The organism is Enterococcus sp. AAFC-DPL-5182 (genome assembly GCF_058216605.1).
Genome location: NZ_CM177101.1, coordinates 1,724,105 through 1,740,035, shown reverse-complemented (window position 1 = coordinate 1,740,035; position 15,931 = coordinate 1,724,105). Strand labels below are relative to the sequence as shown.

Here is a 15,931-nt window from a genome sequence, read left to right as displayed (position 1 = left end):
AAGAAACTAAAGTTGTTTCTTCTGAACCTCTTTCTTCTATATTTGATTTAATACAACTCTTTTTTTACGATTTCAACTGCTTCCTTAGAATCTTGGATTTTTTCTAGTGTTTCACTGTAGTTTTTAGCTGCATAAGCAAAAAATAGCACATCAACTACATAAAGTTGAGCTGTCAGTGAAACAGTTGCAGCACTTCTCAGTGGTGCTTCTCCGCCAGAAGGTGTCAGAAGTAAGATTGAACTTTTTTGTGCTAAAGCAGAAGTTGAATCCGTTGTTAACCCAATCACTGTCAGCCCTTGTTCAATAGCAATATCCGCTAATGCATTCGTTTCCTGATTTGAACCCGAATTTGAGATCCCTATAAAAATTCCCTTTAATCGGTTTGTCCCAAGCGCGGAAGCAAATAAATGATGATCCATTGTAAAAAATACACTCAATCCAAGTCGAGTAAATTTTTGATAAATATCTTGGGCAACTAACGATGAAGCACCTAGTCCATAAACAAAAATCATTTCTGCTTTTTCCAACTCTTTAACTGCCTGATCGATTGCTTGATCTTCTAGATGTTCACTCGTGCGTTCTAAAATATGAATCAACCGATGCTGAAGTTTTTCTTTTATTGCCGTAGTTGTTTCACCATTTTCGACTTCAGTATACATTTGTGTATCCACAGTTCCTAGGTTGGCTGAGAGTAGTAATTTTAGGTCAGTGAACCCACTAACTTCGATTGAGCGACAAAAGCGAATGATTGCCGCTGGACTGGAACCAGATTTTTTAGCTAATTCTTGAGCACTTAAAGTAATGACTTCACTTGTGTGTTTCAAAATGTAATCTGCCACTTTTTGTTCCGAACCTGGTAAATGTTTGATATGATCTTGAATTGTTAAAATTATATTTTGCTGCATGATTTACACATCCTTTTTTCCTGCTGAAATCCCCCATTTTTTCGTAAACAGTCCAACAGTTTGCTCTTTCATTATAGCTAAAAATCCATCGAAAAGAAATATATCCGTTAAAATAAGCGCTCTTCTCTCTCCTCAAAAAAACAACTGATTTCATTTAGCGTAGCAATTAAATGCCTTGTGCTAAGAAGTCAGTTGTTCCTTCACTAAATTTTATTTTTCTTGCAAATCTTTTGGAATTCCAAAGAAAAATGTTGCAACGAACCCACCAGCATAAGCTGCTAATAACCCTAGTACATATGCTAACCATTGATTATTCGCAATTAGCGGAATCAGTGCTACGCCACTTGGTCCAATTGCAATAGAGCCTACATTTCCAAAAGCACCGATCACTGCACCACCGATTCCTCCACCAATACACGCGGTGATAAATGGACGTCCTAATGGTAACGTTACCCCATAAATCAAAGGTTCTCCTATTCCCAAAATCCCTACAGGCAATGCTCCTTTAATCATTTCAACGAGTTTTGTATCATTTTTGCAACGAATCCACAATGCTAACGCAGCACCCACTTGGCCAGCTCCAGCCATTGCTAGAATTGGCAATAATAACGTCATTCCAGTTTGGGCAATCATTTCAATATGGATCGGTGTTAATATCTGATGCAACCCGAACATAACCATTGGTAAAAACGTAGCTCCTAAAGTAAAGCCAGCCAACATACCACCTTTTTCCAATACAACATTAATAACACCTACAAGGCTGTTAGAGATAAAGCCAGCGACGGGCATAATTAAGAAAATCGTGATCAAACCAATCAAAAGCAAAGAAACGGTAGGCGTGATAATAATATCAATTGAATCAGGGATTACTTTATGCAATTGCTTCTCTATTAATGAAAGTAGCCAAACTGCAAAAATCACTCCAATGATCCCACCTTGTCCAGCCGACAAGGTTCCCCCAGTCAAAATATTTGGTAGTGGAGCTTCTGGATTCATCCCAGTCAGCATCGTCACCGCACCAATTACACCACCAAGAGCTGGTGTTGCTCCAAATTCACTAGCACTATTAATCCCAGTATACAAAGCAAGATAAGCAAAAATTCCGTTTTTTATGATATTCAAAACATCAATATATTGCTGCCAAGAATCACCAATCGTGCCAGCCACTAAGAGATTAGACATTACAGCAGCAATTCCACCAATAATTCCAGCACCAACAAAAGCTGGGATCAATGGAACGAAAATGTTAGAAATCGATTTCAAAACTGCTTTGAACCCAGAATTGTTTTTGTTCTTTTCTTTTTGGGCTGCCTTTACTTGCGCCGCTTTTTCTTCAACTAATTGTTTTCCAGAGAGCTCAGTTTCTTTTTCTTGTACACTAGGAAATGGTTCTCCTAGCTTTACACCAGCCATATCAACCATTTCTTGAGCTACTTTATTGACAGTTCCAGGTCCGATCACAACCTGTAAAGTATCATCTTCTACAACACCCATAACACCATCAATATTTTTTAAAGCTTCTAATTTCACTTTGTCGTAATCACGAATATCCATACGGACACGTGTCATACAGTGGCGTAGCTTTAAGACGTTTTCTTGTCCTCCTACTTCTTCATAAATTTCCCTAGCCAAGCGTTTGATTTTATCTTCTGTCATGACTTTTCTCCTCCTTTAAATCCTTTGATTTTTTAAATTGTATTTTTAATAAAATTATTGCCTTTTATCAATTTTTCACTTGCTTCTTCTTTTGAAGTATTTGTCAATATCATAACAATCGCTAGTTTTACATTCTCATCCGCTTTTGCAAAATAGGCTGTTGCCGTTTCATAATCACAGTTCGTAGCTTCCATAATAATCCGTTTTGATCGTTCTACTAGTTTTTCATTCGTCGGTTTTACGTCAACCATCAAATTATTGTATACTTTGCCAATTCCGATCATTGAGATCGTTGATATCATATTCAAAATCAATTTTTGAGCTGTTCCTGATTTCAAACGGGTTGAACCAGTCAAAAATTCGGGTCCTGCATCGACCTCGATCGGCATTTGCGCATATTGACTGATTTCAGCTTCTTTATTACATGATATCGAAACCGTAGCTGCACCAATTGAATCCGCATAAACCAAACCGCCGATCACATACGGTGTTCGACCACTTGCTGCAATACCAATCACAACATCTTTGTCTGTGAGTCCACTATCCACTAAGTCTTGCTGCCCCAACTCTCTGGAGTCTTCTGCTCCTTCCACAGCCACAGTCATAGCTGTCTGACCACCGGCAATCAAACCTTGAACCATGGTAGGATCTACTCCAAAAGTCGGTACACATTCTGCGGCATCCAACACACCCAAACGACCACTTGTGCCAGCACCCATGTAAATTAGCCTGCCGCCTCTGTTAAAAGAATCAATAATTGATTGTATAACTGGTTCGATTTGAGGAAGTGCCTCTTTTACTGCCAGAGCAACTTTTTGATCTTCTTGGTTCATTTTCTCTAGCGCTTCTTTAATCGACAACTCATCTAAATTCATGGTTTCCTGATTTCTACGTTCGGTTGTTAATTTCTCTAAGTTCATTTCATAATGTTCCCTTCTCTATTAAATTAAAGGCTCTGCCTGCTTTTATCAGCTTTAATAACGAACAGTCTTCTGGTACGACTTGGGCTGCAACGTTGATTTGTTCGTTTCCTGGTAAATCTTTTTTTGTTACTTGTATTTCTCCCATGTACCTTCCATACTGAATATTATCGATGGTCACACTTCCCATTTTTCTTTCCAATACCGTTTCCGGTTCGATTCTTGCTATTTTTTTGAACCGTGCCTCAGCACTACGTATCACATCACGCGCCTCGTCTGAGCGATTCGTGTGTTTTCCTAAAATATTTGTAAAGTACTGACTCCCTATGTCAGATACTTCTAATTGCAACATTTGATTGCAATTGTAATCTTCAAATTGATGGATTGTTCGTTCGGAAATCCTAGGATCACCGACATAAACGCCATCTACACAATAATTTTCATTTAAATCCAATGCTGCTGAAAATGGATTATCATAACGATGTTTTTCCAATGTGGGTAACCCTTTGTAAAGCGGTCCTCTCAATTGATTATTTCCTTGGACAAATGCAAACACCCGAAATCCGGAATCTTTTAACCAACGATTTTTTTCCTTGAAAAATTGACTGGATAAACCTGTTTCAGGTCTGGGATAATAATTATGCCACGCTTCAAAATTTTTGAAATTCGCATTGAATTCTTGAAGTTCCTCGACATCCTCTACTGAAATAGTGCTAGCGTTTAAACCAATCGTTAAATAATGAGATGCCTCAGCAATTTCTTGATTTGAAATAGCGTAATCCATACGCAAACCAGTAACACCAATAGCCAAAATTTCCTCTAAACGTTCAAAAGAAAATCCAGCTCGCTTCAATGCTTCACCTGAAATGTCGACCATCAGTCTCATATTGTATTTTTGAGCAATATTTCCCAGTTCTTTTAATCTTTTTGCATATAAAGCTGCATCATCTTCTGGAATATGTAATGAAGTAAAAATCCCATTAAAACCAATTGTGCTCATTTTTTGAATATATAAGCGCGTTTCATCAGTCAGATCGTCACTTAAAAAAATCGAAATACCATACATTTCTATCTGCCCCCTCCTAATCCGCTTTCATTATAATTCATTTGAAATAATATTTCAACATAAATATATATTTTAATTCAAAATCGGAATTATTTTTCATGAAATAGCAGAAAAAGAATGGAGAAACATTTTACTGTTTTCCATTCTTCAATTTAATTAATCCATGAATTATGCTTTGGCCACGCCGACTTCGTCCCCAGTACTAACTTGTCCTGTCTTACTAAGTTCAAACCTTTTTAAAGCGTCCATATTGGTAATCACAACGACCATATCCGTTGCTTTCCCAGCAGACACAATCGCTTCTAAATCGACGTTAGCAATCAATGAACCTTGTGATACTTTAGAACCTTCGCTTACTTTTATGTCAAACGGCTCTCCATTAAGTTCCACTGTATCAATTCCCATATGAAGTAAAATTTCAAGACCATTCGCCATTTTCATTCCTACTGCATGTTTTGTTTGAAAAACACTTAGTACTTCTCCTGCAATTGGTGAATAAATCTCTCCTGTTGCTGGAATAATAGCAAAACCGTCTCCCATCATTTTCTGTGAAAAAACTGGATCATTGACTTCACTGATCGGAATCAGCTTTCCAGTTGCTACCGCATATAGCGTTTCGTTGAATTCAACAGGTGCTTTCTTTTTCAAAAATCCAAACATTTACTTTTTCCTCCAATTTTCATGAATAGTAATAGTATAGAAAATTCTCTGAATAAATTCAACAATGAATAAGCATGATTCTAATTTTTTCTAATACTCAGAAAAGTTAGTTGGTTTTTCTCAGCCTAAAAGGTATACTAATAGTGATTTATTATTCTATGTTGGAAAGGATTGAACCTATGCTTTTATCAAATTTATGGAAAGCAATTATTCTAGGTATTATCGAGGGAGTAACTGAATGGCTTCCAATTAGTAGTACCGGACATTTAATCTTAGTCGATGAATTTATTAAAATGAACCTTAGCAAAGATTTTATGGAAATGTTCAATGTAGTAATTCAGCTTGGTGCGATCATGGCTGTTGTCGTTCTTTACTTCCACAAGCTAAACCCCTTCTCACCAAGAAAAGATGAGACGGAAAAGAAAGATACTTGGATTCTTTGGTCAAAGGTCGTTGTTGCTTGTGCACCAGCTGCAATTATTGGTATTCCACTAGACGATTGGCTCGAAGCGAAATTTCATAATTTCTTTACAGTTGCGTTAATGCTCATTGTCTATGGGGTAGCATTTGTTCTCATCGAAAAAAGAAATCGTGATCGTAAACCAAAGTGTACTGATTTAAGAGATTTCACGTATAAAGCCGCAGCAATTGTTGGTTTCTTCCAGGTGTTATCTTTAATTCCAGGAACATCACGCTCAGGAGCAACAATTCTCGGTGCAATTATTATTGGTGCTTCACGTTTTGTTGCAACAGAATTTTCATTTTTCCTTGGGATTCCTGTTATGTTCGGTGCTAGCTTCTTAAAAATTGCAAAGTTTGTTATGAAGGGAAACTCATTTGGATTTACTGAAACATTCATTTTGCTAACTGGTTCAATTGTAGCTTTTGTCGTTTCAATCATAGTGATCAAGTTCTTATTGAACTACTTAAAACGAAACGATTTCACAGCATTCGGTTGGTATCGCATCGTACTTGGTGTTTTATTAATCAGTTATTGGCTATTTTCTTAATTTTTAGGAGGATGGGACAGAAGTGTTTAACTCTGAGAAATAAAAAGGAGTTGCTTTTTCTCCCACCGTTTATCTGGATTCCACGTGAGTGGGATATGACTCGAAGAGTTATGTCTCACTCACCTTTTTTATGTAATTTTTGAGAAATAAACTTAAAATCATTAAACTTAATGTTGATAATGATTATCACTCTTATTTAGAATCAATATAGTTAAATTAATATTTAAACCCTTATTTATAAATGAAAAACCAAATGAGAATCACTATCGTTCTCATTTAGATGATTCTATTATCATTTAGCTTTTAACTATGATATGCTCTTTATGAGGAGTGATAATAATGAAACTTACAGAAGAAAAAAAGGCTATTCTTTCCACAATCTTATGTTTGCTATTTATGATGTTAGGTTTTATCCTTGAAAAAAACGGTGTCTCTTTCTATCCAATTAGCTTTATTTTCGCTATCCTTTTCGGGGGATTTAAACAGACCAAAGAAGGAATTATCGAAACAGTTGAAAATAAACGTCTGAATGTAGATTTGCTAATGGCATTAGCCGCAATTGGGGCTTGTATTATCGGCAACTGGTTTGAAGGCGCTATGCTGACTTTTATTTTTTGTCTTAGTGGCGCTTTGGAAGAATACACAACAAATAAAAGCAAAAAAGAAATCTCTAGTTTAATGAATATGCAGCCTGAAACAGCCCTTTTGCTTAATAACCAAGGAAAAACAACAGAAATAGCTGTTAGTGAATTAAAAATTGGTGACTTGGTATTGGTTCCAAAAGGAGCAAGTATTCCTATTGATGGTATACTATGTGCTGGCTCTTCAACTATCGATGAAGCCGCAATTACCGGAGAGTCTATTCCATCTGAAAAAAGAAAAGAAGACCCCTTATTCGGCGGAACTATTAATTTAGGCGAAGCTATCACAATGAGTGTTAGTAAAAACAGTGAAGACACGTTATTTGCGAAAATCATCCGTTTAGTAGATGAAGCGCAAAATACGCCTTCACAAACAGCTAGTTTTATTGAAAAGCTTGAAAATATTTATGTAAAAGTTGTCTTGATTGCGATTCCTTTGATGATATTAATTCCTTATTTATTTTTAGGTTGGTCATGGAATGAAAGTTTTTATAGAGGAATGGTCTTACTTGTTGTTGCTTCGCCATGCGCATTAGTAGCTTCGGCGACCCCTGCTACTTTAGCTGCTATCTCCAATGGAGCCAGAAATGGCGTCTTATTTAAAGGTGGCGTCTATTTAGAAAATTTAGCATCTTTGAAGGCAATTGCATTTGACAAAACAGGAACATTAACACATGGCGTACCAGTCGTTACTGATTCAGTTTTTTTAACTAATAATCAAGATGCCATAAATATTCTTATTGCAATGGAGAGACAATCCACCCACCCTTTGGCTCAAGCAATTATTACACACTTTGATCATGAAACTACCGCTAACTATGAAAAGATAGAAGTAAAAAACATTATCGGCTTCGGAATGGAAACAACACTTGATGATGCGACTTGGCGCGTTGGGAAAAGTTCATTCAATGATCAAACTATCATTAATGAAAGTTTAAATCAAACAATCGAAAAATTACAAAACGATGGAAAAACCGTAATCTATTTATTTAAAAATCAAGAGCTCATTGCTTATTTTGGCTTGCTAGATATTCCAAAACCTGAAGCAAAAAATGTGATTGCTTACTTTAAAGAAAATGGTATTCATACGACGATGATTACTGGTGATCACGACAAAACAGCTACAGCTGTGGCAAACGAACTTGACATCGATCAAATTTATGCAAATTGCTTACCAGAAGACAAAACAGTACTGATCAAAGAACAAAAAGCAAAATATGGTATGAATGCGATGGTCGGTGATGGAATCAATGATGCCCCTGCTTTGGCAAATGCAGCGATTGGAGTCGCGATGGGTGAAGGAACTGATATTGCGATGGATGTAGCAGACATGGTTCTAATGCAAAATGATTTGGAAAAATTGCAAATGAGTCATCAACTTTCAAAGAAATTAAAACGTATCGTCACTCAAAATATTGCATTTTCTGCTGGAATCATTGTGTTACTCGTTTTATCCAATTTTTTCCAGATCATCAACTTACCCTTAGGCGTGATTGGTCATGAAGGTAGTACGATTCTTGTTATTTTAAATGGGTTGAGAATGCTAAAAACAATTCCTGGCAAAAAGTCTATTGCCAAAAAATATTCCGCACAAGCTGTAGAACTTGTTTAATCAATAAATAGCGTCTAAAACAACTCTCTCTTTTGTTTTAGACGCTATTTATTTATCCCCACTCTTCAAAAAATTCTTCTAGAAAAGCTTCTAAGAATTTTTGACGTTTACTCCCTATTTTTTTAGCATATTCTGTATTTAAACGATCATTCAGCAAAAGAATCTTTTCGTAGAAGTGATTGATAATTGTACTTTCATCACGATACTCACTTTTTGAGCGCAGTGTTCTAGGTTTAATAGTAGGATCGTAGATTTGATTACCTTTGTGCCCACCGTAATAAATCGTTCGAATAATTCCAATTGCTCCCATAGCATCTAAACGGTCTGCATCTTGTACAATTTGACCTTCGATTGTGAGTTTTTCTTTCGTTCCAGTAAATTGTTTGCTAAAAGAAATGTTTTTGATTATATGGATGATATGCTGGATTTGAGCAGTTGAACTATCAATTTGCTTTAAAAACGTTTCTAATTGCTGGTACGCTTGATTTGAATCAGAAACTAATTTATCATCAACAGTATCATGCAGATAAGCTGCTGCTGTAACGATATAAAGATCACAGGTTTCAGTTTCAGCAATTGTAGTGGCTAATCGTACTACTCTGTTGATATGATCCATCCCATGACCACTTTGATCTTTTTCCATTATTGCTTGTACATAATTCTTGATTTTTTCAATTTTTTGATTGTCCATTCGATTTCTCCGTTTTAGTTTGAATAACAATAGGCTGAGATAAATTTTGATTTACCTCAACCCGTCATTTTAAATGCTCGTTTTATTAACTATTTTTTATCACTAATCCGCCAATTACATCTACAACTGATTCACTTGCATTTAATAGCTCTTCTAACTGATCATAAACATTTTTCCAGCGTATAACTTCAATTGGATTTTCCTCATTTGTAAATAAATCTTTCAAAGCATCACTGTATAATTTATCAGCTTTCCCCTCGATTTCGCTCACTTCATCGATCATCGCATGTAATGTTTTTGAATTTTTAAATTTTGCAAATTCTTTAGTTGCCGTTAGAACACCCGCCGTAGCTTCTACTCCATACGTAATAAAAATCAGCGCATTATCGTTCAACTCTTTTACAACTAGACTACTTAGCAAATAAGCTATACTATTAATCGTATCCAGCACATCATCTAATCGCTGCGTAATCTCAACGATATCCTCCCTATCAATAGGTGTGATAAATGAAATATATAACTCGTTCAATATTTTTTGAACGATCTGATCCCCTTCACGTTCTAAAATATGGATTTTTTCCGCTTCACTCTCAAGTTTTTCAAGGGAATAATCAATTGCAATCATTTCCAAAAGCTCTGCAGCTTGATGAGCATTTTTTGCTAAATGCTCTAATTCACCAAAGTAATCAAATTGCTTTTTTCTAGCCATTTTATTCTCTCCTTAAAATAATGCTATAAATATTTTTGCCATCACAAAGGCAATGAGCCCGCAGCCCGGAAACGTCAAGATCCAAGCAATCAACATTTCTTTTACAATGCGCCAATCGACGCTAGACACTCTTTTTGAAGCGCCTACCCCCATTATGGCAGTCGTTTTAGTATGAGTAGTAGAAACTGGTATACCAAAAATAGAGGCCGCAAATAAACAAATAGCTGTACTTAAATCAGCTGCAAATCCTTGGTATCGTTCTAACTTCACCATATCCATACCAACTGATTTTATGATTCTCATACCGCCAACAGAAGTTCCAAAACCCATCGTTACCGAGCAGAGAACCATTACCCAGATAGGAATAATAAAGCCCGATCCTGATTTTTCTGCTAAATTATTATAATAAAGTCCCAACATAAATACACCCATAAATTTTTGACCATCCTGAGCACCGTGTAAAAAAGCATTTGCAGCAGCACCAAATGCTTGTCCATATGTAAAAACTTTATTCGCTGTTCTCCTAACTACATTTTTGAAAAGGATTACAATTAGTTTTGTAACAAGAAATCCGCCGCCAAATCCCATAACAGTAGACACAACTAGACCCACAAGAACTTTTGTCCACTCGGCGCCGTTCACTGCTCCAAGTCCACCTAAAGCCATTGCAGAACCTGTAAGACCAGCAATTAGCGCATGACTCTCACTTGTTGGAATACCAAAATACCAAGCAGCTACCGACCAAACCACAATCGAAAATAAAGCTGCCGCTAACGCTACTTGTGATGCATTTCCCTGTGCATCAAAACTAACAATGTTACTGATCGTTTCAGCTACCTGAGCATTGAAGAAAGTCATCACTAGTGCACCAAAAAAGTTCATGACAACTGCCATCCAAATTGCGACATTTGGTTTTAAGACACGCGTCGAGACAGCGGTTGCAATTGCATTCGGCGCATCTGTCCAGCCATTAACAAAAATAACACCCATCACAAGCGTAACTGTTACAATTAAAGCAATATTCACATTGACACCACCATTTCATTTTTCCCCTGTTATGATAGCATATTTTTTGAGAAAAGTATCGAATTTTTCTATCAAACTTAAATACAAATTGATTTTTACATGATGAAATCAATAATTTTACTGTTAAGGAAAAAAACTTGTCATCTTTTATTGCAATGCAAGTGTGGATTAGGTATAATGATTAGTGTTGAATTACATATGGATTTTCCTGTGTAAGACCTTAATTTATCGGAGGTGAAAGAAATGCCAAATATTGAATCTGCAATTAAACGTGTACGTACTAACGCTAATAAGAATGCTCAAAATTCATCTCAAAAAAATGCTATGCGTACAGCTATCAAGAAATTTGAAGATGCTGTAGCTGCTGGTGCTGACAACGTAGATGCGTTATATAAAGAAGCTGCTAAAGCTGTTGATATGGCTGAAACAAAAGGATTAATCCATAAAAACAAAGCAAGCCGTGACAAATCTCGTCTAAGCAAAAAATTAGCAAAATAATGATTTTGTAGAAGTTAACTTTACGTTAGCTTCTTTTTTATTGAAAAAATGCGAGCTAAAATCTTTTAGAATTTAGCCCGCACTTACTATTTTATATTAGACAATTTTCTTTCGCTTCATTCTTCTAACTAATCTGGTTGTTCACTTTGATTTTCAATGCCTTTACGATCAATTTGAATCCAATATTCAGCTATCTTTCCCCGTTCAACTAAATAAACCGCACTGGCAATTTGAATAATTATTTTATTTCCAGGTGTTCGTCCCGTTTGTTTCCAACGAATATAAACTTTCCGACCATCTGCTAGTATTTCTTGAATTTCTAACTCAAATTGTCCGTAAAGATCCTGCATTTCTTTCACATGTTCAATATAATCATTTGGAGATCGTGTTATTACATATTCATTTTCTGACTGAACTTGATGAGCAATTACATTCTCATGCATAAAATCATGTGCTAACTGAAGATTTTTGCCGGATCGGACTTCCTTAAAAAAAGTTTCTACTATTTTTTTTGACTCTTCCAAAAAAAACTCCTCTCTTTTTATTTGGTAACTTGTCCAGATAATTTGAGAATAAACAGTTCAAAGAGCAATTCTTTATCCATCTGACCAGTTTTCATCCGAAAATCATTTTCTACCAATTCATCATAGATCGCTTCTAAGCGATCTAATTCAAAGCGACGAACCTGTTGCAAAGCTAACTTTACACGATACGGATGAATTTTTAACGTTTCAGCTATATTTGCTTGTTGATACCCTAGTTTTGCTAAAATCTTAGTTTGTAAAAATAATCGAATTTGATTTAGCAAAATGGCATTTAATTTAATTGTTTCCTCTCCTTGAAGCAATAGATCTTCGTACAATTGGATGGCTTTTTCACTATGACCGGATAAAACATCACTAGTTAAATCAAAGACATTATGTTCTAAAGATTTTGGAACTAATTCTTTAACTGCAATTAATGAAATGATCTTGTTGTCAGAGGCATACAAAAATAATTTTTGCAATTCTCCCATAACTTTTGATAAATTTAAATCAGTCAGCTGCAACAACAAGTCAAAGGCTTCTGGTTTAATTTCGTATCCTTCACTTTGAATCGTCTGCTCTACATATTGCCTGACTTCACGCTCACCCATTGGATTGACATCGATGACTTCAGCCTGTTTTTTGATTGCTTTAGTTATTTTTTTTCGCTCGTCTATTTTTTCAACATTTGCAATAAAAACTAAAATGGTTGTAGGTGATGGTTGCTCCAAATATTTTAATAAGCTATCCATATCATGATCCAATCCATTCGTTTTTCTTTCTGCCGTCAAAAAATAGGGATTTTCAATAAAAACTAATCGATAATCACCAAAAAAAGGAATGGTTTCAGCCTCTTCCATTGCTAGAGACAATGGAACTTCTTCCATATCAAAAGAGGAATAATTGAACTGATCATCCTCTGTTTTGATCAATTGACTCATTAACTCTGTTTTAAATAACTCACTTAGATATCCTTCTGTTCCTTGAATTAAATAAACGGAAGCAAATTGTTGTTGTCTGACTTGTTTTAATGCCTCTTGTAAGTTCATAAATTCCCTCATTTCTCTTTTCCATCCTATCATGTCATTTCAAGAAATGCTAGTCTTCTTTCATGATTGTTTTAGCCGTTAACATTTTTGAAAATGGCGTCCACTCGTAATAAATCATTCCATTTTTATCTGTTCGAAAACTATTTGTACTTGCTTGTTTTAACGTATTCATTGTTTCTTCATGAGGATGTTTGAAACGATTATCACGTCCACAAGAAATAATACTATCCATCGGTCTGAGTTTTTGGATAAACAGCGAGTCAGACGAAGTTTTACTTCCGTGATGTCCCACTTTTAATACATCAATCATTAAATCAGGAAAATGCTTTAACAATTCATGTTCTCCTTCTTTTTCCAAATCACCTGTAAACAAAAAACGTCTACCACCAACTTTTGTATAAACCACCATTGAGTCTTTATTTTCTCCAGTTCCGGGACTATTGGGTGCCAGAATGTTCAATGAAATCGAACGACTAACTAATGCGCCTGTTAAGACTGGATAACATTTCGTTCCCTTCTTTTTTAAACGATCGATCATTCTCCCGAACACAGCTTTTTGTTCCGTGCCAACAGGAAAATACAGTGAGCGAATCGGAATTTTTTCATTGATTGCCACTAAGTCACCGCAATGATCGATATCTCCGTGGCTGATCAAAACTTTATCGAGGTACTTTACTCCTTTACTTTTCAAATAAGGAATTACTGAATAATCCGCATTCGTTGTTTGTTTCGCCTTTATTGCCCATTTTTCTTTTTGAAAGTCGATCCTTCCACCTGTGTCGATCAAAATATTTTCCTGATGAAATGGACTTTGTATAAAAACACTATCTCCTTGACCAACATCAATAAAAGCAACTGTGCCAGTTGGAGAAAGATACTTATTATGCATCATGAAAAACAGACCTATCCCTAGTAAATACACTTTTTTTGATTGATTGTGCATCTTATGAAGTGTAAAGAAAACTAGTATACAAATCAAAAGAAACAGAATTGGAGAAAATGCGCCCGTAACGATTGTAAATGTACTATAACGGCTCAGCCATTCGAATACAGAGTGTTGAATCAAAAAATATATTTCTAAACTAGCAAACAAAAGATTGGATTTGAATATATATGAGCTCAGCAAACTAATACAAAGCATAGGTAGAATGAAACGTTCAAATATAGGTAATAACAAAAATGTAAACAGACTACTCGTTAATTGCCATTCAAAAAAAGATAGTCCCATCAATGGAATCATTGTACAATTCAATAAAAATGAAAAAAAATACATCTTTAGCATTCGATGATTGATTCTTTCCGAAATAGGCTGTACATACAAAATAAAAAATGATAAGCAGTAACTTAATTGCCCTCCTATCGAAAACAGCAGATACGGCTTAAAAAAAAGTCCTCCTATCAATGTCAAACTCCAACAATCCAAACCAGATAAATGCCAATTGAATTCACGGTTACCAAGTGAGATCATACTTTGAACCAAGGCTCGAACCACACTAATTGAAAAGCCTGTCATTCCTGCATAAGCAAATGAAAAGAACAATTGTAACCAAAATAGTCGTTCAATAGCGACACCACACCGTAAAAGTAGGTATCTAAAACAACCCACAAAAAATGCAACATGCATACCTGATAAACTGAACAAATGAAGAATTCCTATATTCGCTAACATTCCTTCTTTTTGAGAAAATTCATTTGGCTTAAATCCAAAAAGCAATGTTTTAAGGTACAAAGCTGTTTCTTTAAAAAAAGTTTTATCACAGTAATCGATTGCTTGTTTTCTATAACTACTTAACCAAGACAATATTTCATAAAATCTAGGTCTTTTTACTGTGATTTTATTTATACGACTGATCGTTAGTATTTGATAGATTCCATTTTCTTTAAGCTGTTTCTGATAATCAAAACCGTTAAGATTGGTCTGTCCTAACGGTGTTTGAAACTCTCCTGATAGATTGATTTCTACAGGTTGATTGATTTTTTGCCAACTTCGCTTTTCGTCTTGAGAATCAAACCGATAAAAGGCTATCAGTTTGCGCATCTTTTTTCCAGCTGAAAAAAAACTCCCTTCCAATTGAAGTTGATCACCATCGACTTTATATTTATCTGGCAATACCAATAAATGACCTGTCACTTCATTTGTTTCAGAAAATTCCGCTTGTTTCTCTTTACTTAGAGTCAGCCAACAAGAAATCATCATACCAAGAACACAAAAAAAACTGACGCCGATAATCGTCTTGTTTCCTGTAAAAAGAACTCGACTAATGAAATAAAACCAAACTACACCTGTCAACAAGCTTGGCTCTATCACTAAAAAAACTGTTCCTATTGTTACTAATACTGGAAAAATCCAGTAATTATTGATCTGTTTGAGGTGCTTCTTCCACTGAAGCAATCTCTTCTTCTCCTAATTGTAGTTCAGCAAAATATTTCTTTGATAGTGTCACTTGATCTACGGTTGCGCCCACTTGTTGGATCAGAGCCATTGCGTATTCGTCATTTCGATAATCTTTTAAATAGTGGATTTTTTTGATTCCTGCTTGTAAAATCATCTTCGTGCATTGCAAACAAGGAAAATGAGTTACGTAAATCTCTGCGCCTTCTGTAGGAATACCAAATTTTGCACACTGCAAGATGGCATTCATTTCTGCATGGATCGTTCGAACACAGTGCCCGTCGACCACGTAACAACCGTCATCGATACAATGTACATCTCCACTTACTGATCCATTATAACCTCCAGCGATGATACGTTTATCTCTGACTACGGTTGCCCCAACCTCTAACCGTGTACAGGTACTTCTTAACGATAAAAGCACACTTTGTGCCATAAAATATTGATCCCAAGGAATTCTTTCTAGTGTCATATGATACTCCTTCTCTGTTATTATTTATTTTTGCTGATTTTTAAATTATTAGTAGTTTATTCAAATAGTAAGTTATAGGAAAAGTCTCGTCAAGAACCTA

At 35.6% G+C, this 15,931-nt stretch carries 15 protein-coding genes; 3 read left to right on the top strand and 12 right to left on the bottom strand.

What is annotated here, in order from left to right; genetic code table 11:
* Positions 1-47: 47 nt before the first annotated feature.
* The 5 genes from AC4BB7_RS08035 to AC4BB7_RS08015 form a co-directional block, all read right to left on the bottom strand.
* Positions 48-905, bottom strand: a complete 858-nt coding sequence (locus AC4BB7_RS08035; protein WP_490485004.1) for a MurR/RpiR family transcriptional regulator — start codon at positions 903-905, stop codon at positions 48-50.
* Between the two features lie 210 nt (positions 906-1,115).
* Positions 1,116-2,561, bottom strand: coding sequence for a PTS transporter subunit EIIC (locus tag AC4BB7_RS08030; RefSeq protein ID WP_086312897.1), 1,446 nt, complete (start codon positions 2,559-2,561; stop codon positions 1,116-1,118).
* A 32-nt stretch (positions 2,562-2,593) separates the two neighbouring features.
* Positions 2,594-3,481 carry an N-acetylmuramic acid 6-phosphate etherase gene (gene murQ, locus AC4BB7_RS08025; RefSeq protein ID WP_490485003.1) on the bottom strand — a complete coding sequence of 296 codons (888 nt, stop codon included), beginning with the start codon at positions 3,479-3,481 and terminating at the stop codon, positions 2,594-2,596.
* A gap of 1 nt (position 3,482) precedes the next feature.
* A complete protein-coding gene (locus AC4BB7_RS08020) occupies positions 3,483-4,547 on the bottom strand; it encodes a DUF871 domain-containing protein (protein WP_490485002.1) in 1,065 nt (354 codons plus the stop codon).
* A 168-nt stretch (positions 4,548-4,715) separates the two neighbouring features.
* Entirely contained in the window at positions 4,716-5,207 is a 492-nt protein-coding gene (locus AC4BB7_RS08015; protein WP_086312894.1) for a PTS sugar transporter subunit IIA, read from the bottom strand.
* A 179-nt stretch (positions 5,208-5,386) separates the two neighbouring features.
* Here AC4BB7_RS08015 and AC4BB7_RS08010 point away from each other — a divergent pair, with 179 nt between their 5' ends.
* Both AC4BB7_RS08010 and AC4BB7_RS08005 read left to right on the top strand, forming a co-directional pair.
* A complete protein-coding gene (locus AC4BB7_RS08010) occupies positions 5,387-6,217 on the top strand; it encodes an undecaprenyl-diphosphate phosphatase (protein WP_086312893.1) in 831 nt (276 codons plus the stop codon).
* A gap of 339 nt (positions 6,218-6,556) precedes the next feature.
* Positions 6,557-8,470 (top strand): heavy metal translocating P-type ATPase, encoded by a 1,914-nt coding sequence (locus tag AC4BB7_RS08005; RefSeq protein WP_490485001.1) that lies wholly within the window; start codon positions 6,557-6,559, stop codon positions 8,468-8,470.
* Between the two features lie 52 nt (positions 8,471-8,522).
* On the opposite strand, the gene AC4BB7_RS08000 is transcribed toward AC4BB7_RS08005, so the two are convergent.
* From AC4BB7_RS08000 to AC4BB7_RS07990, 3 genes are all read right to left on the bottom strand, one after another.
* Positions 8,523-9,161 (bottom strand): HD domain-containing protein, encoded by a 639-nt coding sequence (locus AC4BB7_RS08000; protein WP_490485000.1) that lies wholly within the window; start codon positions 9,159-9,161, stop codon positions 8,523-8,525.
* A gap of 85 nt (positions 9,162-9,246) precedes the next feature.
* On the bottom strand, positions 9,247-9,870 hold the full coding sequence (locus AC4BB7_RS07995) for a DUF47 domain-containing protein (protein ID WP_086312890.1): 624 nt from the start codon (positions 9,868-9,870) through the stop codon (positions 9,247-9,249).
* A gap of 12 nt (positions 9,871-9,882) precedes the next feature.
* Entirely contained in the window at positions 9,883-10,860 is a 978-nt protein-coding gene (locus tag AC4BB7_RS07990) for an inorganic phosphate transporter (protein WP_086314289.1), read from the bottom strand.
* A gap of 279 nt (positions 10,861-11,139) precedes the next feature.
* Between AC4BB7_RS07990 and rpsT the strand changes: the two genes are divergently transcribed.
* Positions 11,140-11,394 (top strand): 30S ribosomal protein S20, encoded by a 255-nt coding sequence (rpsT, locus tag AC4BB7_RS07985; protein WP_086312889.1) that lies wholly within the window; start codon positions 11,140-11,142, stop codon positions 11,392-11,394.
* Between the two features lie 128 nt (positions 11,395-11,522).
* On the opposite strand, the gene AC4BB7_RS07980 is transcribed toward rpsT, so the two are convergent.
* From AC4BB7_RS07980 to AC4BB7_RS07965, 4 genes are read right to left on the bottom strand one after another with little or no spacing between them, the layout of a single operon-like run.
* Entirely contained in the window at positions 11,523-11,918 is a 396-nt protein-coding gene (locus AC4BB7_RS07980) for an ester cyclase (protein ID WP_086312888.1), read from the bottom strand.
* A gap of 17 nt (positions 11,919-11,935) precedes the next feature.
* Positions 11,936-12,967, bottom strand: a complete 1,032-nt coding sequence (holA, locus tag AC4BB7_RS07975) for a DNA polymerase III subunit delta (RefSeq protein ID WP_490484999.1) — start codon at positions 12,965-12,967, stop codon at positions 11,936-11,938.
* Between the two features lie 49 nt (positions 12,968-13,016).
* Complete coding sequence (locus AC4BB7_RS07970) at positions 13,017-15,359, bottom strand: DNA internalization-related competence protein ComEC/Rec2 (RefSeq protein WP_490484998.1); 2,343 nt, start codon at positions 15,357-15,359, stop codon at positions 13,017-13,019.
* Complete coding sequence (locus AC4BB7_RS07965; RefSeq protein ID WP_490484997.1) at positions 15,322-15,831, bottom strand: ComE operon protein 2; 510 nt, start codon at positions 15,829-15,831, stop codon at positions 15,322-15,324. The genes AC4BB7_RS07970 and AC4BB7_RS07965 overlap by 38 nt, the downstream gene beginning before the upstream one ends.
* Positions 15,832-15,931 lie beyond the last annotated feature (100 nt).

What these genes read in the sequence shown, in the direction of transcription:
- AC4BB7_RS08035 (WP_490485004.1), bottom strand. Translation starts at nt 905, where the DNA reads ATGCAGCAAAATATAATTTTAACAATTCAAGATCATATCAAACATTTA.
- AC4BB7_RS08030 (WP_086312897.1), bottom strand. Translation starts at nt 2,561, where the DNA reads ATGACAGAAGATAAAATCAAACGCTTGGCTAGGGAAATTTATGAAGAA.
- murQ (WP_490485003.1), bottom strand. Translation starts at nt 3,481, where the DNA reads ATGAACTTAGAGAAATTAACAACCGAACGTAGAAATCAGGAAACCATG.
- AC4BB7_RS08020 (WP_490485002.1), bottom strand. Translation starts at nt 4,547, where the DNA reads ATGTATGGTATTTCGATTTTTTTAAGTGACGATCTGACTGATGAAACG.
- AC4BB7_RS08015 (WP_086312894.1), bottom strand. Translation starts at nt 5,207, where the DNA reads ATGTTTGGATTTTTGAAAAAGAAAGCACCTGTTGAATTCAACGAAACG.
- AC4BB7_RS08010 (WP_086312893.1), top strand. Translation starts at nt 5,387, where the DNA reads ATGCTTTTATCAAATTTATGGAAAGCAATTATTCTAGGTATTATCGAG.
- AC4BB7_RS08005 (WP_490485001.1), top strand. Translation starts at nt 6,557, where the DNA reads ATGAAACTTACAGAAGAAAAAAAGGCTATTCTTTCCACAATCTTATGT.
- AC4BB7_RS08000 (WP_490485000.1), bottom strand. Translation starts at nt 9,161, where the DNA reads ATGGACAATCAAAAAATTGAAAAAATCAAGAATTATGTACAAGCAATA.
- AC4BB7_RS07995 (WP_086312890.1), bottom strand. Translation starts at nt 9,870, where the DNA reads ATGGCTAGAAAAAAGCAATTTGATTACTTTGGTGAATTAGAGCATTTA.
- AC4BB7_RS07990 (WP_086314289.1), bottom strand. Translation starts at nt 10,860, where the DNA reads ATGGGTGTTATTTTTGTTAATGGCTGGACAGATGCGCCGAATGCAATT.
- rpsT (WP_086312889.1), top strand. Translation starts at nt 11,140, where the DNA reads ATGCCAAATATTGAATCTGCAATTAAACGTGTACGTACTAACGCTAAT.
- holA (WP_490484999.1), bottom strand. Translation starts at nt 12,967, where the DNA reads ATGAACTTACAAGAGGCATTAAAACAAGTCAGACAACAACAATTTGCT.
- AC4BB7_RS07965 (WP_490484997.1), bottom strand. Translation starts at nt 15,831, where the DNA reads ATGACACTAGAAAGAATTCCTTGGGATCAATATTTTATGGCACAAAGT.